The 23,468-nt window shown below is 72.7% G+C and carries 17 protein-coding genes and 1 pseudogene; 9 read left to right on the top strand and 9 right to left on the bottom strand.

All coding sequences use genetic code 11. The features are described 5' to 3' along the window. From FA014_RS19800 to FA014_RS01740, 6 genes and pseudogenes are all read left to right on the top strand, one after another. A pseudogene (locus FA014_RS19800) lies at positions 1 to 249 on the top strand (hypothetical protein); the annotation flags it as partial. Between the two features lie 391 nt (positions 250 to 640). Then, on the top strand, positions 641 to 1,987 hold the full coding sequence (locus FA014_RS01760; protein ID WP_154727986.1) for a glycoside hydrolase family 125 protein: 1,347 nt from the start codon (positions 641 to 643) through the stop codon (positions 1,985 to 1,987). After that, positions 1,984 to 2,985, top strand: a complete 1,002-nt coding sequence (locus tag FA014_RS01755) for a carbohydrate ABC transporter permease (protein WP_230322787.1) — start codon at positions 1,984 to 1,986, stop codon at positions 2,983 to 2,985. Before FA014_RS01760 ends, FA014_RS01755 begins: the two co-directional genes overlap by 4 nt. Further along, positions 2,982 to 3,917 carry a carbohydrate ABC transporter permease gene (locus tag FA014_RS01750; RefSeq protein WP_230322786.1) on the top strand — a complete coding sequence of 312 codons (936 nt, stop codon included), beginning with the start codon at positions 2,982 to 2,984 and terminating at the stop codon, positions 3,915 to 3,917. Before FA014_RS01755 ends, FA014_RS01750 begins: the two co-directional genes overlap by 4 nt. 58 nt (positions 3,918 to 3,975) lie before the next feature. After that, a complete protein-coding gene (locus FA014_RS01745; RefSeq protein ID WP_154727985.1) occupies positions 3,976 to 5,232 on the top strand; it encodes an ABC transporter substrate-binding protein in 1,257 nt (418 codons plus the stop codon). 91 nt (positions 5,233 to 5,323) lie between these two features. Beyond that, a complete protein-coding gene (locus FA014_RS01740) occupies positions 5,324 to 6,433 on the top strand; it encodes a glycoside hydrolase family 76 protein (RefSeq protein WP_154727984.1) in 1,110 nt (369 codons plus the stop codon). Positions 6,434 to 6,455: 22 nt separating this feature from the next. On the opposite strand, the gene FA014_RS01735 is transcribed toward FA014_RS01740, so the two are convergent. Beyond that, complete coding sequence (locus FA014_RS01735) at positions 6,456 to 7,562, bottom strand: GntR family transcriptional regulator (RefSeq protein ID WP_195969118.1); 1,107 nt, start codon at positions 7,560 to 7,562, stop codon at positions 6,456 to 6,458. 189 nt (positions 7,563 to 7,751) lie between these two features. Between FA014_RS01735 and FA014_RS01730 the strand changes: the two genes are divergently transcribed. Then, entirely contained in the window at positions 7,752 to 8,570 is an 819-nt protein-coding gene (locus FA014_RS01730) for an SDR family NAD(P)-dependent oxidoreductase (RefSeq protein ID WP_230322785.1), read from the top strand. A gap of 48 nt (positions 8,571 to 8,618) precedes the next feature. Then, on the top strand, positions 8,619 to 9,338 hold the full coding sequence (locus tag FA014_RS01725) for a phosphoribosyltransferase (protein ID WP_154727982.1): 720 nt from the start codon (positions 8,619 to 8,621) through the stop codon (positions 9,336 to 9,338). On the opposite strand, the gene FA014_RS01720 is transcribed toward FA014_RS01725, so the two are convergent. From FA014_RS01720 to FA014_RS01695, 6 genes are all read right to left on the bottom strand, one after another. Then, positions 9,331 to 10,356, bottom strand: coding sequence for a glycosyltransferase family 2 protein (locus FA014_RS01720; protein WP_195969117.1), 1,026 nt, complete (start codon positions 10,354 to 10,356; stop codon positions 9,331 to 9,333). The two genes, FA014_RS01725 and FA014_RS01720, sit on opposite strands and share 8 nt — an antisense overlap. Then, positions 10,353 to 10,991 (bottom strand): hypothetical protein, encoded by a 639-nt coding sequence (locus FA014_RS01715; protein WP_154727981.1) that lies wholly within the window; start codon positions 10,989 to 10,991, stop codon positions 10,353 to 10,355. The genes FA014_RS01720 and FA014_RS01715 overlap by 4 nt, the downstream gene beginning before the upstream one ends. Positions 10,992 to 11,016: 25 nt before the next feature. Beyond that, entirely contained in the window at positions 11,017 to 13,419 is a 2,403-nt protein-coding gene (locus FA014_RS01710) for a glycoside hydrolase family 3 C-terminal domain-containing protein (protein ID WP_154727980.1), read from the bottom strand. A gap of 111 nt (positions 13,420 to 13,530) precedes the next feature. Further along, complete coding sequence (locus tag FA014_RS01705) at positions 13,531 to 16,524, bottom strand: glycoside hydrolase family 3 C-terminal domain-containing protein (protein WP_230322784.1); 2,994 nt, start codon at positions 16,522 to 16,524, stop codon at positions 13,531 to 13,533. A gap of 165 nt (positions 16,525 to 16,689) precedes the next feature. Next, on the bottom strand, positions 16,690 to 17,109 hold the full coding sequence (locus FA014_RS01700) for a hypothetical protein (RefSeq protein WP_154727979.1): 420 nt from the start codon (positions 17,107 to 17,109) through the stop codon (positions 16,690 to 16,692). A 91-nt stretch (positions 17,110 to 17,200) separates the two neighbouring features. Then, on the bottom strand, positions 17,201 to 19,606 hold the full coding sequence (locus FA014_RS01695; RefSeq protein ID WP_154727978.1) for a glycoside hydrolase family 3 protein: 2,406 nt from the start codon (positions 19,604 to 19,606) through the stop codon (positions 17,201 to 17,203). Between the two features lie 478 nt (positions 19,607 to 20,084). Here FA014_RS01695 and glf point away from each other — a divergent pair, with 478 nt between their 5' ends. Next, positions 20,085 to 21,269 carry a UDP-galactopyranose mutase gene (gene glf, locus FA014_RS01690; RefSeq protein ID WP_154727977.1) on the top strand — a complete coding sequence of 395 codons (1,185 nt, stop codon included), beginning with the start codon at positions 20,085 to 20,087 and terminating at the stop codon, positions 21,267 to 21,269. 4 nt (positions 21,270 to 21,273) lie between these two features. On the opposite strand, the gene FA014_RS01685 is transcribed toward glf, so the two are convergent. Both FA014_RS01685 and FA014_RS01680 read right to left on the bottom strand, forming a co-directional pair. Next, a complete protein-coding gene (locus tag FA014_RS01685; protein ID WP_154727976.1) occupies positions 21,274 to 22,608 on the bottom strand; it encodes an ATP-binding protein in 1,335 nt (444 codons plus the stop codon). Between the two features lie 2 nt (positions 22,609 to 22,610). Beyond that, complete coding sequence (locus tag FA014_RS01680) at positions 22,611 to 23,324, bottom strand: LytR/AlgR family response regulator transcription factor (RefSeq protein ID WP_154727975.1); 714 nt, start codon at positions 23,322 to 23,324, stop codon at positions 22,611 to 22,613. Positions 23,325 to 23,468: the final 144 nt, after the last annotated feature.

Here is a 23,468-nt window from a genome sequence, read left to right as displayed (position 1 = left end):
CCGGACGCGTCGTCCGCTGCGGCGGGCGAGGCCCCGGTGCTCGGCCGCTGGGGCCGCCTCGTCCTGGCGACCCTGCTGGTCGGGGCCGCGCTCATCGGCCCTGCGGCGGGCTTCGCGTCGGCGAAGTTCGGCGACACGGCGACGGTCAGCATCACGATCACGATCACCCCGACCGACGGCGGGACCCCGACCCCGACCCCGTCGGACGCCCCGACGGCCACCCTGGACGAGCCCGCGCCCCTCCCCTGACGCCCCGCGCACCGGCGCGCGTGTCCCCTCGCCGAGTCTCCATCCCGCGCCTCTGCCGGCGCGCCGGTGCACAGGCGCGGGATGCAGAGTCGGCGTCGCGGCGTGCGCCACGCGGACGCAGCGGTGCGCCGGTCGCGCGTGAGCAGCGGGCGCGGGGGTGTCCGGCCGCGGATGCCGCAGCCCCAGCCGGGTCGGCGTATCGGCGTGCTAAGTATATTGAATGCTCTTCCGCGTTCGGGGCCTCGCTTGTCCACGCCCGCCCGCACCGTCAGGGCACGCGTTCCCTTCGAATGGAGTGCCCGCCGACCGGTCCGCGCACCCCGTTGCGTCGACGCGTGCGCGTCACATATATTCAACATGCTCACTCTCGCCGCGACGACGCGGCGGTTCGATGACGAAGACGGAGGAGCACGTGGCTCGATGGATCGAGGACCTCGTCCGCGAGGTCGGCACCGCCGTCCGGGAGCGCACCGACGCGACCACGGCCCACCGGTTCGAGGCCGCCTACGGCGACACGCTGCGCCGCACGGTGCAGCCCCAGCCCGACGGCACGGCGTTCGTGGTCACCGGGGACATCCCGGCGATGTGGCTGCGGGACTCCAGCGCCCAGCTGGCGCCGTACCTGCACGTCGCGGGGGACCACGCCGAGGTCGCCGACCTGCTGGTGTCCGTGAACCGGCGACAGCTGGACCAGGTCGCGCGGGACCCCTACGCGAACGCCTTCAACGCCGGCCCGACCGGTGCCGGGCACGCGGGTGACCGCACGGAGCAGTCGCCGTGGGTGTGGGAGCGCAAGTACGAGATCGACTCGCTGTGCGCGCCGCTCCAGCTCGCGGCGGACATCCGGCGGTCGACCGGCCGCACGGACCACCTCGATGAGCGGTACCGCGCCGCGGCCCGCGCGACGATCGCGCTGTGGCGCACCGAGCAGGACCACGAGGCACGGTCGCCCTACCGCTTCGAGCGGGACGACTGCCCGCCGTCCGACACCCTGGTGCGCGACGGCCGCGGTGCGCCGACCGCCGTCACGGGCATGTCGTGGTCGGGGTTCCGGCCCAGCGACGACGCCTGCCGGTACGGCTACCTCGTCCCGGGGAACGTGTTCGCGTCCGTCGTGCTGGCGGACGTCGCCGACGCGGCCGACGCCGTCCTCGGCGACCCCGACCTCGCCCGCGAGGCGCGCTCTCTGCGGGCGGACCTGGAGCGCGGCATCGCCGAGCACGGCGTCGTCGAGGTCGCGGGCCACGGCGCGATCTACGCGTACGAGGTGGACGGGCTCGGCGGCGTCCTGCTGATGGACGACGCGAACGTCCCCAGCCTGCTGTCGCTGCCCTACCTCGGGTGGTGCTCGTCGGAGGACCCGCTGTACCTGGCCACCCGGGCGTTCGTGCTGAGCCCGGACAACCCCACCTACCTCGTGGGCACCGCGGCGCGCGGGCTCGGCAGCCCGCACACCCCGCCGGACCACATCTGGCCCATCGGGCTCGCGCTCGAGGGCCTCACCACCTCCGACGACGCCGAGCGCGCCCGGTTGCTCGACACCCTGCTGGCCACGGACGCCGGCACCGGGTCCACGCACGAGTCGTTCCACAAGGACGACCCGGCGCGGTTCACCCGGGAGTGGTTCTCCTGGGCCGACGCCATGTTCTGCGAGCTGGTGCTGGACGTCGCCGGGCTGCGGACCGCCGCCCGGCCCACGCCGGCCCCGCGGGCGGTCGCCGCCGGGAGCGCGTCGTGACCGGCGCGCTGGCCACCGCGCCCGTCCCGGCCGCCCCGGCCGCCCGCCGGCCGCCCCGCACCCGGCCGGTCAGCCCGACGGCGCGCCAGATGCGTCGTGCCGGGTGGTGGTTCCTCGCCGTGCCGCTCGCGCTGTTCCTGGTGTTCATGCTGCTGCCGATGGGCATGGCCGCGGTCATCAGCCTCACCGACTACGCGATCATCGGCGACACCACCTGGGTCGGCTGGGAGAACTACGCGCGGATCTGGGACGACGCGTTCTTCTGGACCGCCCTGCGGAACACCGCCCGCTACACGCTGATGTACGTGCCGCTGGGGCTGGTGGTGGCGCTCGGGACGGCGCTGCTGCTCAACCGGTCGTACCGGGCGGTCCGGCTGTTCCGCACGCTGTTCTACATCCCCGTGGTCTCCTCCACGGTGGCCACCGCGACGATCTGGTACTGGCTGCTCAACCCGCAGAAGGGCCTGCTGAACGTCGCGCTCGGCTGGTTCGGGATCGACGGGCCGCGGTGGCTCTACGACTCGCAGTGGGCGATGACGGCGATCGTCCTGATGAGCGTGTGGGCCGGCTTCGGCACGAACATGATCATCTTCCTCGGCGGGCTGCAGGGGGTGCCCGGCGACCTGTACGAGGCGGCGCGGCTGGACGGCGCGAACGCCTGGCAGCAGTTCCGGTACGTGACGCTGCCGTCGCTGACCCGCACGACGTTCCTGGTGTCGACCCTGCTGATCATCGGGGCGTTCCAGGTGTTCGACCAGGCCTACGTCCTCACCAAGGGCGGCCCCGGGAACTCGACGGTCACGATGGTCTACTACATCTACAACAAGGGCTTCGGCTCCCTGGAGATGGGCTACGCGTCGGCGCTGTCGTTCGTGCTGTTCCTCATCATCCTGGTGTTCTCCCTGGTCAATGCCCGGTTGAACCGGCCCGGCGACAGCGGCAGGGTCCGCCGCCGGCGGCTGCCCGCCGCGGTGCCCGCCGCGGGGGTCGTCCGGTGACCGCCCTCGCCGCGCGCCCCGCGCCGACCGCGCCGTCCGCCGCTCCCCCGGTACGACGCCGGCCGCCCTCCCGCCGCCGGCGGCTGGGCACCGTCGTCTGGTACGTCGCCGTGTCCGTGCTCGCGGTGGTGATGGTCGCGCCTCTCGTGTGGACCCTGGCGACGGCGTTCAAGCCCGCGACCGAGATCCTGTCCGGGGCGCTGTCGCTGATCCCCGACAACCCGACGCTGGACAACTTCGCCCGGGTGTTCCAGGACGTGCCGTTCGGCCGGTACTTCGTCAACTCGCTGGTGCTCGGCGTCGGGGGCGCGGTGACGAACGTGTTCTTCGGCGGGCTCGGCGGCTACGCGCTGGCCAAGCTCCGGTTCCGGGGCCGCGCCGGGATGTTCGCGCTGTTCCTGTCGTCGCTGATGATCCCCGGCATCGTCACGATGATCCCGACGTTCCTGATCCTGCGGCACTTCCCGCTCGCCGGCGGGAACGACCTGCTCGGCCAGGGCGGGCTCGGCCTGCTCAACACGTACGCCGCGGTGATCGTGCCGGGCGCGGCCGGGGCGTTCGCGGTGTTCTTCATGAAGCAGTTCTTCGAGACGCTGCCGGACGAGCTCGGCGAGGCCGCGCGCATCGACGGCGCGAGCGAGTTCCGCATCTTCGTGCAGGTGTACTTCCCGCTGGCCCGCGCCGGGCTCGCGGTGCTCGGGATCCTGTCGTTCCAGGCCGGCTGGAACAACTTCCTGTGGCCGCTGATCGTGCTGAACGACCCGTCGATGATGACGGTCCAGGTCGGGCTGTCGTCGTTCGTCAACGACTACGAGACCGCGTTCGGCCCGCTCATGGCCGGAACCGTGGTCGCGAGCCTGCCCGTGCTGCTCGTCTTCCTGGTCGCGCAGCGCTGGATCATCGAGGGCGTCGCCCACGTCGGCAGCAAGTGACCCCACCCACCCCCGTTCCCGCCACACCCCTGCCCCCACCCACCCTGAGGAGAGCTCGATGAAGAGCACCACCACCACCGGCGTCGCCCTGGCGCTCGCGTCCCTGCTCGCCGTCACCGCCTGCAGCAGCGGCGGGGGCGACGGCGCGGGCGGCGGGTCCGTCGACGGTCCCGAGCCGGTCGTCTTCTGGGGGTCCTGGTCCGGCGACCAGGTCGCCCAGCTCGAGGAGCAGGCCGCCGCGTTCAACGCCTCGCAGGACGACTACGAGGTCGAGTACGTCTCGCAGGGCCTCGTCGAGGAGAAGCTGCTGACCGCACTCGCCGGCGGGGCCGTGCCGGACGTCGTGCTCTGGGACCGGTACCAGACGTCGCTCTACGCGCCGAAGGGCGCCCTCGCGCCGATCGACGACATGGTGGCCGCGGACGACGTCGACCTGGACGCGTTCTACGCCCCGGCGCTCGGCGAGATGGAGGTCGACGGCTCGCTGTACGGGCTGCCGCTGCTGGTCGACAACCGGTCCCTGCTGGTGAACCAGACCGCGCTCGACGAGGCCGGGGTCGCCGCACCGACCACCTGGGACGAGCTGCGGACGGCCGCGGTGGCGCTGACGCAGCGGGACGGCGGCACGCTCGAGCGCGCCGGCTTCGACCTCAGCGACCCCGGCCTGTTCAACATGTTCCTCACCCAGGCGGGCGGCTCGCTGCTGAACGACGACGAGACCGAGACGGCGTTCAACAGCCCCGAGGGCCTCGCGGTGCTCGACCTCTGGCAGGACCTGATGGACGAGGGCGTGTACGAGCTCGGCTTCGGGGACGGGACCGACCCGTTCGCGGAGAGCACCGTCGCGATGAAGCTCGACGGCCCCTGGGCGCTCGCCACGCTGGACCAGGTCGACGGCCTCTCCTACGCCGTGGTCGAGCCGCCGAGCGGCCCCGCCGGCCCCGGGGCGTACATGGGCGGCTTCGGGCTGGTCATCCCGGAGGGCGCGAAGAACCCCGAGGGCGCCTGGGAGTTCATGCGCTGGTGGACCACCCAGCCGGAGAACGGCGTCGCGTTCGGCGAGATCTCGGGCTGGATCCCGGCGAACGTCGAGGCCGCGAACGATCCGTACTTCACCGAGGACCCCCGGTACGCGGCGTACATCCGGACCATGGACTACGCCCAGGTCCGGCCGAACGTCGAGGGCTTCTCGGACGTCGAGGGCAAGGCGCTGGTTCCCGCCCTCGAGCAGTTCATGGCCGGCGAGCTGTCCGCCGAGCAGGCGCTGCAGCAGGCGCAGGAGCAGGGCGACGCGCTGCTCGCCGCGGCCCGCTGACCCGCACCACCCCGCACCCCGCACCCGGCCCGCGCCGCCCCCGTGGCGACGCGGGCCGGGCACCGCACCCCTCGAAGGACGGGAACCACCGATGACCACCACGGACGACCGCGACTGGGGACACCTCGCCGACGTGGCCCAGGACAGCCTGGACCACTTCTTCGGCGCGCCCTGGCCGCAGCACCTGCACAACAGCCACCCCGTCGGCACCGGCGAGCCGTCGACGTTCAACTACTGGTGGCTCGCCCACGTCGTCGACGTGCGGGTGGACGCCTGGGAGCGCACCGGCGACCCGCAGTGGCTCGACCGGGCGCGGGAGACGGTCGCCAACATCGTCGAGCGCAACGGCGGCTCGCTGTTCAACGACTACTTCGACGACATGCTGTGGTTCGCGCTCGCGCTGCTGCGGCTGCACGAGGCCGACGGCGACCCCCGGCCGCTCGCCGACGCGGTGGCGATCTGGGACCACGTCGTGGAGCACGGGTGGAACGACCAGCAGGGCCCCAGCCTGGCGTGGCGCAAGCAGCAGCTCGCGTACAAGAACACCCCGGCGAACGGCCCGCTCGTCATCCTGTCCCTGCGGCTGGACCGCGCGGTCGCCGACCCCGCGGGGCGCGCGTTCCGGTCCTACGCCGGCCGCGCGCTCGACTGGCTGGAGCGCACCCTCGTCGGGCCGGACGGGTTCGTCGAGGACGGGATCAACCGCGAGGGCGACGGCCGCGTCGACGTCCAGTGGCGGTTCACCTACAACCAGGGCCTCTACATCGGCGCGCTCGTCGAGCAGTGGCACGCGACCGGTGACCCGTCCGCGCTGACGCGGGCCGTGCGCACCGCGCGGACGGCGGTCGCCGAGCTCAGCGACGGCGCGGTGTTCCGCGACGAGGGCGACGGCGGCGACGAGGGGCTGTTCAAGGGCGTGTTCTACCGCTACCTCGGCACCCTGCTGGCCGTGCTGCCGGAGGGGGACGACCGGTCCGCGCTCGAGGACTTCGCCCGCGCCGGCACCGACGCCCTGGTGGCGCACGGTCTGCACGACGGCCGGCTCCGGCCGGGCAACGACTGGAGCCGGCCGACGACCGCGCCGATCCCGTACTCCACGCTGCTCAGCGCGATCATGGCCGTCGAGCAGCGCTGGCGGCTGGAGGCGGGCTTCCCGCCTGCGCTCGCGGCCGGCGCGGACGTGGGCGCGGCCGGGTCGTGAGCGCGGCGCCCCCGGCGGCGGGTCAGCCCGCCGGCGGGGGCGCCGTCGACGCCCCCGGGACCAGCTCGGTGGGGAGGACGACCTTGTCGACCGCCGCCGGCTCGAGCCGCTGGCGGCGGACGCTCGCGATGGCGCGCTCCCCCAACGCCGCCTGCTGCTGCCGGACGTGGGTGAACCGGAACAGCCCGTCGTCGAACGCCGCGTCCGGGTGGTCGAAGCACACGACCGACACGTCCTCGGGGACCCGCAGGCCGAGCCGCCGGCACGCCTCCCGCAGCAGCAGCGCGATGTTGTACTCGGCCGCGAGATAGCCGGTCACGTGCGGGTGGGCGCGGACGAACGCCACCAGCCGCTCGACGTCCTCGTCCTTGGTCACGGTGCTGCCGGGCACCGTCGAGCCGATCGACCGCAGCTCGGCCGTGTCGTCGAGCGTGCGGTGGAACGCGGCGTGGGCGTGCACCCAGCCGTTGCGGCGCTCCTCGCTCGTCGACACGTGGCTCGCCGCGCTGACGAACCCGACGCTGGTGTGCCCGAGCTCGAACAGGTGCGCGGTCGCCGCGATCGCACCCGCGAGGTTGTCGGACCGCACCGCCGACACGGGGATGCCGTCGTACACCCGGTCCAGGATGACCAGCGGGAACCGGCGGGTCACCAGCTCCAGCGCGGCCGGCGGGATGTACTCCGACGACGACGGCTGCAGCACCAGGCCGGACACGCCCGCGTCGAGGAGCGACCGGATGCTCGCGTCCTCCAGGTCCACGTCGCCCGAGGACCGCATCAGCACCAGGTGGTCGTCCGTGCCGGCGCCGGCGAGCAGGCCCTCCAGCACGCGGCTGCCGAACGTGTCGTCGAAGTTCGTCACGACGCACCCGATCAGCGGGCGGGACGGTGCCGACCCGGACGTCTGCGGGGCGCGAGGGTGCGCGCTGGTCACGAACGTGCCGAGCCGCGGGCGCCGCACGATCAGCCCGTCCGACCGCAGCAGGTCCAGGGCGCGCTTGACGGTGATCGCGCTGACCGAGTACTCCTGCGACAGCTCGGCCTCGGACGGGAGCCGGTCGCCGACGGCGTAGGTCCCGTCCTCGATCCGGTCACGCAGCGCGTCGTAGACCTGTCGGTAGAGCACCACGCGTGACCTCCGTCGATGTCGTTCAAGCATATTCAATGTATCCCCCCGAACGCACGTCCCCCGCCGAGAGTGCACCAAGTGCGGGGTTCCGGGGGCTCGAACCCCGCATCGTGTGCAAGGTCGGCGGGGGTGGCGAGGGGCGGGGCGCGTAGCGCGGGAGGGTCCCGGGCGGAAGACTGGGAGCAGCGGGTGCGCAGCGGAGCGGTCCCGCGGTCGATGCCGGGGGTGGGCATGCTGCTCGAGGACAGGGTCGCGGTCGTGTACGGCGCGGCGGGCGCGGTGGGCGGCGCGACCGCCCGGACGTTCGCCCGCGAGGGCGCGCACGTGGTGCTCGTGGGTCGCCGGCGGGACCCGCTCGACGCCGTCGCCGACGCGATCCACCGGGCCGGCGGGCGGGCCGAGGTCGCCGTGGTGGACGCGGCGGACCCCGAGGCCGTCGACGCGCACGTCGGCGCGGTGGTCGCCGAGCACGGCCGGCTGGACGTCAGCCTCAACGCCACGAGCCTGCGCGGCGACCTGCAGGGCACCCCGCTGCGCGAGATGCCGGTCGACGACTTCCTGCTGCCCGCGATGACCGGGCTGCGCTCGCAGTTCTGCACCGCCACCGCGGCCGCGCGGCGGATGGCCGAGGCGGGGTCGGGGGCGATCCTCACGCTGTCGACGTCGGCGGCGGCGCTCGCCGGCCGGGACCGGCGGTTCCACGCGACGGGCGGGTTCGGGGTGGCGTGCGCGGCGGTCGAGGAGCTGACCCGGTCGCTCGCGGGCGAGGTCGGCCGGCACGGCGTGCGGGTGGTGTGCCTGCGCCCGGACGCGCTGCCGGAGACGTGGGGCGAGCGCACGCCGCCGGTCCGGGAGGCCGAGCAGTTCATGACCGGGGGCACCGCGCTCGACCGGATGCCCACGCTCCAGCAGGTCGCGGACGCCGCGGCGTTCGCCGCCTCCGAGCGCGCGGGCGCGATCACCGGGGCGATCCTCGACCTGACGTGCGGCTCGATCATGCAGCGCTGACGGGCCGGTCCGGGGTCGGGCGGGCTGGAGCGGGGTCGGGTGGAGCGCGTGGCCGCAGGTCGGGAGCCGTTCGCGGACCGGGCGCAGGCGGGCGCCGCGCTCGCGGGGCGGCTCGCGGCCTCCGCGGGTCGGCCCGGAGTCGTGGTGCTGGCGCTGCCCCGCGGCGGCGTCCCCGTGGCGGTGCCGGTGGCCGAGGCGCTCGGCGCCCCGCTCGACGTGCTGGTGGTCCGCAAGCTCGGCCTGCCGCGGCAGCCGGAGCTCGCGATGGGTGCGCTCGCCGGCCTGGGCGGCGAGGTGGTGGAGGTGCTGCACGAGCCGGTCCTCCACGCGGCGCGGGTGCCGCCGGAGGTCATCGGCGCGGTGCGCGCGGCGGAGCTCGTCGAGCTGCGCCGGCGCGAGGCGGTGTTCCGCCGGGACCTGCCCGCGCTGCCCGTGACGGGCCGGACGGCCGTGGTCGTGGACGACGGCGCGGCCACCGGGTCGACCGTCCGGGCGGCGGTGGCCGCGCTGCGCCGGGGCGGGGCCGACCGCGTCGTGGTGGCCCTCCCGGTGTGCCCGCCGGACACGGCCGCGGCGCTCGCCGCCGAGGCCGACGAGCTGGTGTGCCTGCGGGTGCCGCGGCTGTTCCAGGCGGTCGGCCTGGAGTACGCCGACTTCGCGCCGCCGGCCGACGCCGAGGTGGCCGCGCTGCTCCGCACCGCCCGGGCCCGACGTCCGGCAGGACGGCCGGCGACCGACCGCCCGGCCCCGGAGGACCGGCCTAGCTGAACCCGATCGTCCGCTGCGCGACCCGGTACGCCAGCACCGACACCCGGCGCCCCGCGGGCCCGGGCAGGTTCGAGATCTGCCCCAGCACCGACCAGCGCACCTTGCGGTACAGCCACGGGTCCTGGGCGCGCAGCTCGGACCACAGCCGGTCCTTCTCCGCCAGGTGGCCCCGGGTCCCGGCGCGGATGAGCAGGATCGAGGACACCGCGCAGATGATCTCGACGTAGTGCAGACGGTAGGCCCGCAGCCGTCGGTCGGCGACCCGCACCCGGGACAGGTGCTCGAGCATCAGCCGGTTGACCCGCAGCTGCTGGTCGATGCGCCGGATCATCACGGCCTCCTGCACCGACTGGTCGGCGCGCCCGATGAAGTACCGGTACAGGTCGACGTCCAGGTAGTAGAGCGTGGACACGTGCGCCAGCGGCACCAGGGCGTACAGGTTGTCGACGTAGAACGTGTGCTCGGGCAGCACCAGCCCGGCCGCGCGCAGCACCGCCGTCCGGTACGTCAGCGCGTGCATCATCAGGTACTGCCGCTTGGCGAACCGCCGGGTCTGCCCCCAGCCGATCACCCTTCCCGCGGGCAGCGCACCCTGGTACCGCACGACCGTCTTGGTGCGCTTGCCGACCTTCTCGTAGACGAAGTTCGACACCAGCAGGTCGACCGGCCGCCCGGCGGCGAGGAACCCGCCCAGCGTCGCGAGCACGGTCCCGAGCGCGGACCGGTCGAGCCAGTCGTCGGCGTCCACGACCTTGAGGTACTCGCCGCGCGCCTCGGCCAGCCCCGCGTTGATCGCCGAGCCGTGCCCGCCGTTCGGCTTCGAGAGCAGCCGGACGACGCCCGGGTGCGCGGCCTCGTAGCGCTGCGCCAGGGCAGCGGTCCCGTCCGTCGACCCGTCGTCCACGACCAGCACCTCGACGCCGTCGAACCCCACCAGGGAGTCGAGGGCGCGCGCGAGGTAGGCCTCCGCGTTGTACGCGGGGACGACGACCGACAGGACCGGGCTCACGGGGCTCACGCCGAGCGCACCTCCGTGGCGTCCGCGGCGGCGGCCGGGACCGCCTCCTCGGGCACCTGCTTGAAGATGACCTTGAAGATCGGGAAGAACACCCAGAACGAGATCGCCGCGTTGATGATCATCGTGACGAAGTCGGCGAGGGTCTCGCCGGTGCCGCCCATCCCCCAGGTGTCGATGAACAGGTCGTAGATCGGCGCCTTGTAGAGCCCCTGGAGCGCGGCGGCGATCAGGGTGATCACGACGTACGCGATGGCGTACCAGCTGGCCGCCTTCACGACCGAGGAGTTCGACTTGAAGGTGATGCTGCGCTGAGCGAAGAAGTTGATCACCTGCGCGATCAGCAGGGTGATCTGCACGGCCAAGAAGTATGCCAGGCCGCCGCCGCCTGCCGGCAGGGCGCCGGCCGCGTAGTCGAACACGAAGTACTGCGAGCCGTCCGGGTTCGAGCCGATCGGCCAGACCTGGAACGACGTGTCGACCAGCGACGTCATCCCGAACAGCCACTTGATGAGCGGCATGAGGGCGAGCTGCAGCACGGTGATGCCGTTGCTGAGCACGAGGAACACGACGAACTGGGCGACGCCCGGACGCGCGGTGGCGAAGCGGCCCCAGGCGTCCTTGAGACGGGTGAACATGCGAGCGGGTCTCTCTTCCGGGAGGTCAGGCGTCGCCGCGCAGCCGGCGCGCGGTGGTGCGGTTGGCGCGGCGGTTGCGGACGAACCCGCGGATCGTGGCGCCGGCGCCGGCGAAGAAGTGGCCGTTGACGATGCGGACGATGCCGTCGACCATCTCGGCGCTGACCATGCCGTTGGTCATCTTCCCGATGGCCCGGAACGGCATGTTGAGCAGGAACAGGATGTTCAGGTCCGGCTTGCCCTTGCGGTCCGCGCGGTCACGCAGCAGCGCGAGCACGCGGTACGCGAGCCGGGCCAGCGGGCTGCGCGCGGTCTGCATCCGCCCCAGCGCGTCGTTGACCCCCAGCGGCCCGGACCACGACGCGGCCGGGACCGGCCGGCCGAGCAGGGCCGCGAAGTCGGCGTCGGGCACGTGCCGCACGTCGCCGGTCCGGTACCGGGCCGGCGCCGGGTCGTCGTGGCTGGCCGGGACCGTCCCGGCGACCTCGATCGCCGCCGTGAGGGGCAGGTCCGCGACGTTCGCACCGGCCAGCACGGTCCACGTGCCGCGCTCGACCTCCCAGGAACGGGTCCGGAGGCCCCAGTGCCGGAACGCGGCGTCGCCCAGCGGGACGGTCACGGTGGCGGACTCCCCCGGCGCGAGCTCGACCCGGGCGAACCCGGCGAGCGTGCGGTCCGGGCGGTGCACACCCGGCGTCTCGCGCCGCACGTACACCTGCACCACGTCGGAGCCCGCGACGGCACCGGTGTTGGTCACGGTCACCGTCGCGGACTCCTCCGTCGCGGTCAGGCCCGAGTACGCGAAGGTCGTGTACGACAGCCCGAACCCGAACGGGAACGTCACCGGCACCCCGGCGGTCGTGTAGTACCGGTAGCCGACGAACAGGCCCTCGCGGTACTCCGCGGTCCGCTGCTGCCCCGGGAAGGTGTCCGCCGTCGGGGTGTCCGACAGCCGCACCGGCACGGTCTCGGCCAGCCGCCCGGCGGGGTTCACCGCGCCGGTCAGCACGTCGAGCAGCGCGCCCGCGCCCGCCTGGCCGGACAGGTAGCCGTGCACCAGCGCCCGCGCCGAGGCGAGCCAGGGCATCTCGACCACGCCGCCCGCCGACAGCACCACCACGGTGCGCGGGTTGACGGCGGCGACCGCCTCGAGCAGCTCGGTCTGCGCGGCGTGCAGGGCGAGGGTGGCCCGGTCCAGCCCCTCGGACTCGGCGATCTCGTCCAGGCCCAGGAACAGCAGGGCGACGTCGGCGCCGCGGGCGGCCTCGACGGCCTCGGCGCGGAGCGCGGCGTCGGGGGTCCCGTTGCGCCGGAACCCGGCGGCGAACGACGTCATCTCGAGGCCCGAGGAGCCGATCACGTCCAGGACCGAGTCGAGCCGGGTGGGGTTCACGGCCGAGGAGCCGGCACCCTGGTAGCGGGGGGTGCGCGCGAAGTCGCCGATCACGGCGACGCGGGTCCCCGCGGCCAGCGGCAGGATCGCGTCCTCGTTCTTCAGCAGGACGGCGGCGCGGGCGGCCACGCGGCGGGCGAGCGCGTGGTGCGCGGCCTCGTCGACGGGCGCAGCCGTCCCGGGCTCGCGGGCGTCCGCCACCAGGCGGAGCACCTCGGCCGCCCGGGCGTCCAGGTCGGCCTCGGCCAGGCGGCCGTCGCGCACGGCGGCGACGAGCTGCCGCACGGAGTCCAGTCCGGCGGCGGGCATCTCCAGCGTCCCGCCGGCGGCCGCGGCCGCCACGATGTCGTTCGAGCCGCCCCAGTCGGACACGACCGCGCCGTCGAAGCCCCACTCGTCCCGCAGCACGGTGCCGAGCAGGAACGGGTCCTCGTGGGCGTACGTGCCGTTGACCAGGTTGTAGGACGACATGATCGTCCGCGGCCGCGCGGTCTCGACCACGATGCCGAACGCGGTCAGGTAGATCTCCCGCAGCGTCCGCTCGTCCACCACGGAGTCCGACGCCATCCGGCGCAGCTCCTGGGAGTTCGCCGCGTAGTGCTTCGGGCAGGCCGCCACCCCGGCCGACTGGATCCCGCGCACGTACCCGGCGGCCATCCGCCCGGCCAGCAGCGGGTCCTCGGAGAAGTACTCGAAGTTCCGCCCGCCCAGCGGGGAGCGCTTGATGTTCAGGCCCGGGCCCAGCAGCACGTCGACGTCCTGGGCGGCGGCCTCCGCGCCCAGCGCCCGCCCGACCTCCTCGGCCAGCTCCGGGTCCCAGGTGTTCGCGACCGCCGCGGCGGTCGGGAAGCAGGTCGCGGGCTGGGACTCGGCGATGCCGAGGTGGTCCGCGGCGCCGGTCTGCTTGCGCACCCCGTGCGGCCCGTCCGCCAGCCAGAGCGACCGCACGCCGTGCCGCGGCAGGTCGTGGGTCTCCCAGACCGTCTTGCCGGTCAGCAGGGCGGCCTTCTCCAGCAGGGTCAGGTTCTCGATCATGACGTCCTCGGCGGTGGTGCGCGGTGGCTGCGGTTCGACGGGGCCTGTGCGGCCCCGGCCGCCGGGCCGGCAGTGGTGGGCACTGCCGGCCCGGCGGGGCGTCTGCGCGGGTCAGTGCCCCGCGGAGACCGGCTCGGCGTCGCCCTGCGGCGCTGCCGGCTCGGCGGTCCTCCGGTGCCGGATGACGCGCCGGGTCACCATCAGCGCGCCGGCCACGACCAGCAGGCCGACCAGGACGGACGCGCCGATCTGGATGTAGACCCAGGTGGGGGGCGTGTAGGAGACCGTCGCCCCCGGCGCCAGCCCGTTCATCGCGTTGGAGTTCGCGACGGTGAACAGGATGTTGTGGGTCGCCTCGCGGATGTCCGACACCGCCTTGGCCGAGGAGGTGTCCGCGAGGGACTTCGACGGCTGGAAGGTCAGGGTCAGGTCGGTGCCCGCGCTGATCGACTGGTTCGGGTTCATGTACGGGTAGAGGTTGAAGTCCGAGATGGCGAAGCCCTCGAAGCCCCACTCCCCGCGCAGCACGTCCGTCATCAGCGCCTCGGAGCCGCCGGCCCAGGTCGCGCCGATGCGGTTGAACGAGCTCATGATCGCGGTCGCGCCGACCGTGGTCGTCTCGATCGTGCCCTCGTCGTCGGCGAGGTACGGGACCTCCATCGAGATGTTCTTGACGGCCATCTCGAACGGCTTGAGGTAGATCTCGCGGATCGTCTGCTCGGTCGCCCAGGTGGCGATGCCGTTGTTGACCCGGTTGGTCTCCTGGTCGTTCAGCGCGAAGTGCTTGAGCGTGGTGTAGACGCCCTTCTCCGCCGCGCCGTCGGCGACCGAGGTCATCATCAGGCCGGACAGGAACGGGTCCTCCGAGTAGTACTCGAAGTTGCGGCCCGCGAACGGCGAGCGGTGCAGGTTGGCCGCCGGGGCGTACCAGCCGTTGATGTCCTTGAACATCGCCTCGTTGCCGAGCATCTCGCCCATCGCGCGGCCCAGGTCCACGTCCCACGTCTGCGCGATGAGGAACTCGGACGGGTAGGCCACGCCGTTGATCGACGAGTTGATGAAGGACGAGAAGCCGGCCGGGCCGTCGGGCTCGGTGGTCTGCGGCTTGCCGATGGAGCCGATCGCGGCGGTCTGGTACGCGCCGTTCAGCAGCATGTCGGTCATGTCGCCGACGCTCAGCGAGTCGAGGAGCTCGTCCCACTGCGGGTCGTCCTTGGGCAGACCGCGCAGGTCGATCAGCGACAGCTCGGTGCTCGCACCGGTCGTGGGCATGTCGCCGTCGAAGGCGTCCGCCTCGGCGTCGACGTCCCAGGCCGCGAAGCCCTCGGCGACGGCGTCGCTCGCGACGAGCTGGTCGCCGGTCGGCGCGGTCGGGAAGGTGCCGGCGAAGTCCGCGCGGGACATCGGCACGATCGCGCCGTCCCCCGGCTCGGTGCTGAACTGCGCCGAGACGTCGTCGAACTGGTTGGTGACCTCGGCCAGGTCGGTCGAGCGGTGGTTCTCGCCGGAGTACACGACGTCGGAGTCGACGGTGTAGGTGATCGGCTCGGTGCCCGCGGCGACCGTGTGCGAGTCGGTGCGCACCGAGATCGTGTAGTCGCCGGCCTCGAGGACGTACGCCTGCTCGCCCGCGTAGTCGTAGGACGCCATGTCCTCGACCGGCAGCTCCAGGGTCACGGACTCGCTGGCGCCCGGCTCGATGACGCCGGTCTTGGCGAAGTCGCCGAGGACGACCTCGGACTTCTCGATGCCGCCCGGGGTGTACGGCGCGGTGTAGTAGAGCTCGACGACGTCCTTGCCCGCGACGGTGCCGGTGTTGGTCACGTCGACCGTCACGGCGATGGTGCCGTCCACCTCGCCGGCCTGGGTGCCGGTGACGGTCCAGGCGAAGTCGGTGTACGACAGGCCGTAGCCGAACGGGTAGACGACGGCCTCGTCGTAGTCGAGGAAGCCCTCGGCCGCGGCGGTCTCGTAGTAGCGGTAGCCGAAGTAGATGCCCTCGGCGTAGTTCACGAACGGCGCCTCGTCGGTGACGGTCGCGTTCGACGTCGCGGTCTCGACCGCGGACACCGGGTACGACACCGACAGCCCGTCGTAGAGGAACCCGCCGAAGTTCGCGAAGGTCGGGTCCGCGGTGAAGTCCGCGGCCCACAGGTCCGAGGTGCGGCCGGACGGGTTCACCTCGCCGGACAGGATGGTGCCCACGGCGTTCAGGCCGGTGGCGCCCGGGGAGCCGGCGAGCAGGATCGCGTCGACCCCGGTGTCCGCCTGCAGGTCGCCCATCTCGACGGTGGTCGAGGAGTTCACGACGACGACGACCGTGTCGAAGCTCGCCTTGGCGAGCTCGATCAGGTCCTTCTCGTCCTTGTTCAGCTCGAGCTGGTGCTGGCCGGGCTCCGCGTTGTCGTCCCAGTCGGACATGTCGCGGGTCAGGTCGCCGCCCTCGCCACCGGGGCGGCCGATGTAGACGACCGCGGCGTCGGCGTAGTCGCCGAACGTCGAGGACTGCGCCTCGTAGCCGTCGACCGGCATCTCGCCGATGTAGTAGCTGGACGCGCCCGGGTTGTCCATCTCGATGTGGCCGCGAGGGTTCTCGGCGGCGTACGCCTCGATCGCGCCGTACACGGCGTCGTTCACGGTGAAGCCGGCGTTCTCCAGGCCCTGGCGCGCGTTCACGGCCGAGTTGGTGTCCACCGAGCCGGAGCCGGAGCCGCCGAACACGGGGTCCGCGGCCGCGCGGCCGAGCATGGTCACGCTGGACCCGGCCGCCAGGGGCAGCGCGGCGCCCTGGTTCTTCGCCAGGACGATGCCCGCGCCGGAGATCTCCTCGACGAGCTCCTTCGCGGCGGCGTCGACGTCGTCGATGCTGTCGAAGTCCGCGCTGTAGTACTCGGTGTCCCAGTCGGCCGACTCCTCGGCGTTCGTGAACTCGTACGTGCCCGAGCCGAACTGGGAGGCGACCCAGCCGCCGGCGACCACGAGCGCGATGTTCGCGACCACGGCGACCACGGTGACCAGCGAGAGCACCGGCACCCAGATCCACAGGTACTTCTTGTTCGACATCGGCCTCTTCGCACGATCGGCGTTCTTCGCCCTGGCGTTCACTGCATTCCTCCTCGAGTGCTGACCGGCGATCAGGCTAGGTGCGCCGATCGGGGCCGTCCGGCGCGGCTGCACGATCAGTCGGTTTCGCGGCACGGACTGTCACGCGCCGCGGACCCGGTCCGCGCCCGGCCCCCGCGGGGGCCGGGCGCCGGGCGGGCGGGGCGGCTACTCGGTGACCTCGGTGATGGTGCCGTCCTGGTCGATCTGCCAGGTCTGGCCGGTCTCGGCGGAGTCGCCGTCGATCGTGTACTTGCCGTCCTCGATGTTGACGGTCCCCTGGATGCGGGAGGCCGCCTCGGAGGCGGTGTAGGGCACCACGAGCAGGCCGTACTTGACGGTCGGCGCCGAGACGTCGCTCGCGAGCATGATCTGGGCCCAGGAGTCGTCCTCGGCCAGCGCGTCGGCGACGGCGGTGCGGGCGTTCTCGAGGTCCTCGGCGATGTCCGACTCGGACGCCGCCTGCTCGCCCGAGGACGAGCTGGTGCTGCTGCCCCCGTCGTCGCTGCCGCAGGCGGTGAGGCCGAAGACGCCGGTGAGGGCGACCACGACGCCGAGGGCGGAGGTCAGGGCCTTGTTGCGCTTCACTTCTGTGCTCCTTGGTGGGTGCTGGCCGCGGGCCCACCCCGCGGCCGGGTCCGCCTGACGGCGGGTCCGCCTGCGCGGGCGGGGTGGTGCGTCAGCCCTCGATCGGGCCCGCGTAGTTCAGGCCGAAGCCGAACGCGTACGAGCTGCCCGCCGCGTCGACGTACGGCTCGGTGTCCTCCTGGACGTCCTCGAGCTGCTTCTCGACCGCGTCCATGGACGCCGGGAAGCCGATCGGCAGGCGGCCCTGCGGCTCGCTGAGGCCGATCGCGGTCTCGATGAGCGCCTGGTCGCTGACGCCGAAGCCGACCAGGATCGCGTCGGACTTCGCCTCGAACTCGGCCGGGACGGTCGGGTTCTTCGCCTTCAGGACGGTGATGACCGGGATGTCCTTGCCGGACGCCTCGACGGCGGCCACGGCGCGCTCGAACGCGTCGAGGTCCGACTCGTTCGACGTGCGCGACGTGTTGCCGAAGTACGAGCGGTTCTCCTGCGTCCCGTCGGCCAGGATGTCGCCGGAGATCGAGACCTTGCGGACGTTCTCCCCGTCGGCGGTGTACGGGCGGTACTGCAGCGACAGCGGGTACCACTCACCGGTGGTCTCGTCGTGGCCGGAGTTGGCGAACACGGCGCCCGAGCTCGGGCTGTCCATGCCGACCAGCACCAGGTCCACGTCGGACAGGTCCGGGGCGGTGTAGCTCGTGACCTTGCCGTCCGCGTCCTCCACGGCCTCGTCCGTGACGACCTTCGCGAAGTACTCCTCCGCGATCTCGACCGTCAGACCGGGGCCCTCGGAGTACTCGCCCGGGCCGAACAGGCCGGCCTGGCCGGTGTCGAAGTTGCGCGGGATGTAGACGGTCTTGTCCGCCCAGTCCCCCGCCTCGGCGGCGGCGATCGTGCCGGCGTCGTTCTTGAGCATCACGACCGAGTCGAGCTGCGCCTGGTAGCCGGCGTCCAGCTTGTCCTCGCTCGCGACGACGGCCTTCGACTCGTCGAGGTCCAGGTAGGCGTTCTCGTACAGGCCCGGCTGGAACAGCATGGTCAGGATCCGGGTGCCGGACTCCTCGAAGCGGGTCTGCGCGTCGACGTCGTTCTCGCCGGCCTCGAAGTCCGCCTGCCACATGTCGTACGCCGCGAGCACGGGCTCCACCGCGTTGTTGCCGCCGAACATGTCGACGCCGTTCTTCAGGATCGCGTAGTGCCGGTCCTCGACGGTCATGTCGTCGGCGCCCCAGGAGGTGCCGATCATCGCGTCGGGGTCGGTGCTGCCGCCCGCGGTCACGGCCCAGTCGGTCACGACCACGCCGGTGAAGTTCTCCCGCAGCAGGCCGGTGCGGTACGAGTCGTACGCGCTGCCCATGCGGTCCCCGCCGCCGAGCGGCTGGCCCTCGCCGTCCAGGGCGATGGAGTACGCGGTCATCACCGCGGCCGCGTCCATCGCGCCCAGGAACACCTCGGCGTGCGCGTCGAAGTTGTCGCCCGGGTAGACGCCGTACTTGCCGGCCTCGGTGTGCGACTCGCGGCCGCCCTCGCCCGGGCCGTCGCCGGCCCAGTGCTTGATCATCGCGTTGACCGACTCGTCGCCCCAGCCGTCCTCGCCGGTGCTGCCGACCGTCGTCTGGAAGCCGTCGACGTAGGCCGTCGCCATGGCGGACGCCAGCTCGACGTTCTCGCCGAACGTGCCGTCGACGCGCAGCCAGCGCGGGTCGGTCGCCAGGTCGATCTGCGGGCTCAGCGCGGTGCCGACGCCGAGCGCGCGGTACTCGGCCGAGACCGCCTGCGCGAAGGCCGTCATCGTGTCGGTGTCGAACGTCGCCGCCAGCCCCAGGTGGGACGGCCAGCGCGAGATGTCGCCGGACGCGTTGTAGTTGCCGCCGGACTCGGCGGTGGACCGCGGGTCGGAGGAGAAGTTCACCGGGACGTACGGCTCGTCCTCGGTCGCCAGCTCCTCGGCGTACTCCTGGAGCTGGTTCGACCAGGTGACGTTGGCCTCCACGTCGTTCGGGCCCGCGTTCAGCACGTTGCGGAGCCGCGACTCCGCCATGTACTCCTTCTGCGCGTCCGTGAGGCCGTCCGCGGGCGAGCGCTCGTGCGAGCTGAACAGCATCAGGCCGGCGATCTGCTCCTTGGACAGGTGCTGCGCCAGGTCCGCCGCGCGGTCCTCCGACGCCTCGCGCCAGTCCTCCCAGACGTCGAGCTCGCCGTTGCCGTTCATGTCCTTGAAGGCGTACTCCTTGCCGTCGACCTCCTCGGTGAGGAGCTCGACGCCGCTGTCCTTGCCGTAGGACAGCACGGGGCCGTCGCCCGGGTTCGTGACGACGACGAACTCCGTCTTGCCGTCGGTCACCTCCCGGGTCGTGAAGGAGCTGCCCGCCGAGCTGTCCTCGTCCGACGAGGAGGGGGAGCACGCGGTCAGGGCGAGCAGGGCGAGACCCGCCACCGCCGCCGCACCCTTGACGTACCCGCCGTTGCGCCGTCGCACCGTGATGGTTGTCTTCATCGACCTTCCTTGTCATCTCGCGGCTCTGCTCGCGCGCCGCCGGCGCCGCGCCCTCGTCGGGCGGTGCCGGCGTCCTGTGCGCGACACAGCGCACCTGGAGAACCGATCGCGACCCGTGAACTCGACGTCCTCGTCCTGCGGTCGCGGGCCCCAGTCGACCAGGGCGGCGAGAGCCCGGGACCGGGGCGTCGAAAGACTGTCGGTTCGGGTCCACAAACGGTCAGCAAGGTCACAGGCGGATCACGGAGCGGTCTCGGGACGGGGTGCAGGCGGGGTGGTGACGAGGGGGGTCGGCAGGGAGCCGACCCGGCCGGGACGGGGTCGGCACGGCCCGGTGACGTGCACGATCTGTCGTTTCCGGTGCACAGACTGCGCGGGTCGTCGGCCGTCGCCACGGGGGCTCTCGCGCGCCCCATACACTCGGGGCGCTCGCCCCGCCACCCGGCCGCACCGCGGCCCCGTCCCCCGAGGAACCCGCATGGACCTGCTCGTCGTCGGCGCCGGGCTGTTCGGCCTGACGGTCGCCGAGCGCGCGGCCGAGGCCGGCCTGTCGGTCACCGTCATCGACCGGCGGGACCACCTCGGCGGGAACGCCTGGAGCAGCGTCGACGCGGAGACGGGCATCGAGGTGCACCGGTACGGGTCGCACATCTTCCACACCTCGAACGAGCGGGTCTGGGACTACGTCCGCCGGTTCACCGCGTTCACCGGCTACCGGCACCGCGTCTACTCCACGCACGCGGGCACGGTGTACCCGCTGCCCATCAACCTCGGCACGCTCAACCAGTTCTTCGGCACCGCGATGGGGCCGGAGGCGGCGCGGGCGCTGGTCGCGGAGCAGGCCGCCGAGGGGCTGGCGGGCGGCGCCCCGACCAACCTCGAGGACAAGGCGATCTCCCTCATCGGGCGCCCGCTGTACGAGGCGTTCATCCGCGACTACACCGCGAAGCAGTGGCAGACCGACCCGCGCGAGCTGCCCGCCTCCGTGATCGCCCGGCTCCCCGTCCGGTACACCTACGAGAACCGGTACTTCGCCGACACCTACGAGGGGCTGCCCACCCGCGGCTACGGCCCGTGGTTCGAGGCGATGGCCGCGCACCCGCGCATCGACGTGCGGCTGGGCACCGACTTCTTCGACGCGTCGCAGCCGTTCAGCCGGGCCGCCGTGCGCGGGCAGGTGCCCGTGGTCTACACCGGCCCGGTCGACCGGTACTTCGACGAGCACGCCGGGCCCCTGGGGTGGCGCACGCTCGACCTGGAGACCGAGGTGCTGCCGGTCCGCGACTTCCAGGGCACGAGCGTCATGAACTACGCGGACCTCGACGTGCCGTACACCCGGGTGCACGAGTTCCGGCACTACCACCCCGAGCGCGAGGACCGGCACGCGCAGGACCGCACCGTCGTCATGCGCGAGCGGTCCCGGTTCGCGCTGCCCGGGGACGAGCCGTACTACCCCGTCGCGACCCCCCAGGACCGGGAGCGGCTGCGCGCCTACCGCGACCTCGCCGAGGGCGAGCCCGACGTGCACTTCGGCGGGCGGCTCGGGTCGTACCTGTACCTGGACATGCACATGGCGATCGCGTCGGCGCTGTCGCTGTGGACGAGCGGGGCCGTGCTGGAGCGGTCGGCGCCGACGCTGGCGGCGCGGGTGGCGCTGGGCTGAGCGCTCAGCGCGCGAGCGCCTCCGGCCGGCTGGCCGCCGGGACCGGCAGCAGGATGCGCAGCGCGAACCAGCTGTCCTCCGCGCTCACCGTCATCGACCCGCCGTACTTCTCCGCCGTGTACCGGATCGACTTCAGCCCGTACCCGTGCCGGTCGCGGTCCGCGCGCCGGGTCACGATCGCGCCGTCCTCCGTCTTCAGGGTGCCCGCGAAGTAGTTCTCGAACGTCGCCAGCACGAACCCGCCGGTGGCGTAGAGCGCGACCTTGATCAGCCGCTTCTCCGGGTCCGGCACCGCCATCACCGCGTCGATCGCGTTGTCCAGGGCGTTGCCGAACACCGCGGACACGTCCATGGCCGACATGAAGTCGATCGTCGCGCCGTCCGCCACGTACGTGAGGTCGACGCCCTTCTCGGCGCACTCCAGGCTCTTGGACGTGAGGATGACGTCCAGCACCCCGTTGCCGGTGCGCGCCTGCGCGGCGTACCCCGACACGCTGGCCTCCAGGTCGTCCAGGTACGACGCCCGCTTGCGCTCGTCGCCCTCGGCCCGGATCACCGCGATCTGGTGCTTGAGGTCGTGGTACTTCCGGTCGACGACCTCGATGCTCCGCTTGGACTGCAGGTACTGCTCGTGCTGCCGGCGCAGCATCTCGTCGACCGCCTTCACGTCGGCCCGTGCGCGGAGCTGCAGCCGCTGCCCCTGCTGCGCGTACAGCGCGACGAACCCGCACAGGTCGACCAGCGTGCGGATGTAGAAGATCTCCAGCCCGAGCCGCCCGCTGAACGGCGTGTTCGCGTTCAGGAAGCTGATGTTGCTCATGAAGAACGTCACCAGCGCGATCGCCACCGCCGAGGCGAGCTCGCCGTACGACACCTCCAGGGGCTGCGCCGGGCGGAAGTGCCGGGTCTCGATCAGGTACACCAGCACGAACGACGCCGCGTACATCACCACGCCGAACGCGACCTGCCACCCGACGCCCGGCCGGTCCTCGGGCAGGAAGAAGAAGCAGTGCATCTGCCAGTGCGCGGCCGCGACCAGCTCGGCCAGCACCAGCGCGCGGGCGGCGAAGTACCCCGCGTCCCGGGCCGACACCCGCGCGGCCGTCACGATGAACGCGAACATCGCGGCCACCGCCGTGGCCATGCCCAGCGACCACAGGGACAGCGGGAGCCTGTCCGCGAGCTCCTGCACCCCGACCAGCACGCCGAGCGCGATCCCCGCGACCAGCACCAGCCGGCGGACCGGGAGCCGGCGCCTGCGCAGCAGCACGTACATCAGGCACGCCGCCCACTCCGCGATGCCCGTGAGGACCCGCGGGATGTCCGGGAGCGTCTCCATGATCACGCGTGCCGCGCCCCGAGGTAGTCGGTCAGCGCCGCGAGGAACGCCTTCTTGCGCGGCCGGCTGATCAGCAGGTCGTGGCCGCCGACCATCAGCGCGCTGCTGCCCTGCACGCCGAGCACGTGCCGCAGGTTCACCAGGTAGCCGCTGTTGCTGCGGAAGAAGCTCTTGCCCGCCAGCTCCGCCTCCAGCGACTTCAGCGGCCCGACCACCGAGTACCGCCCGTCGACCGTGTGCACCGTCGTGCGGTGCTTCGCCGACTCCAGGAACACGATGTCGTCGGTCGCCACCCGCACCAGGCCGCCGTCGACGGTCAGCAGCAGGTAGTCCGACGAGCGACGGCGCAGCCGCGCGATCGAGCGCTTGATCTCCTGGGAGAACGCGAAGTACGGCACCGGCTTGAGGACGTAGCTGAGCGCGTCGACCTCGTAGCCCTTGATGGCGTACTGCGTCATGTTCGTGATGAACACGATCACGACGTCCCGGTCCACCTGCCGGATCTTCTCGGCCGCGCTGAACCCGTCGAGCTCGGGCATCTCGACGTCGAGCAGGAGGATGTCGAACACCGGGCGGTAGCCCGCGACCACCTTCGCGCCGTCGCTGAACCGGGTGACGTCGAACTGCTCGCCGTGGTCCTTCTCGTACCGACGGAGGTGGTCGAGGAGCAGCGCGGCGCTCGCCGCGTCGTCCTCGACGATGCCGATCCTGATCACGGTGCCGTTCCCCGGGGTCCGCCTGCCTTACCCGCGGGTCGGCGCGGGCCGTCGCCCCACCCGGAGCGGCGTGGCGTGCCGCGGTCCCCTGTCGCGGCCCGCGGCTCCGGCGGGTCGCGGCCGATGGTAGGTGACGGGCGCCTG

Origin of the sequence: Cellulomonas hominis (assembly GCF_005239125.1) — a bacterium.
Taxonomy (GTDB): Bacteria; Actinomycetota; Actinomycetes; order Actinomycetales; family Cellulomonadaceae; genus Cellulomonas; species Cellulomonas hominis_A.
The sequence above is the reverse complement of the archived record's forward strand: the minus strand, read 5'-3'. Positions and strand labels throughout refer to the sequence as shown.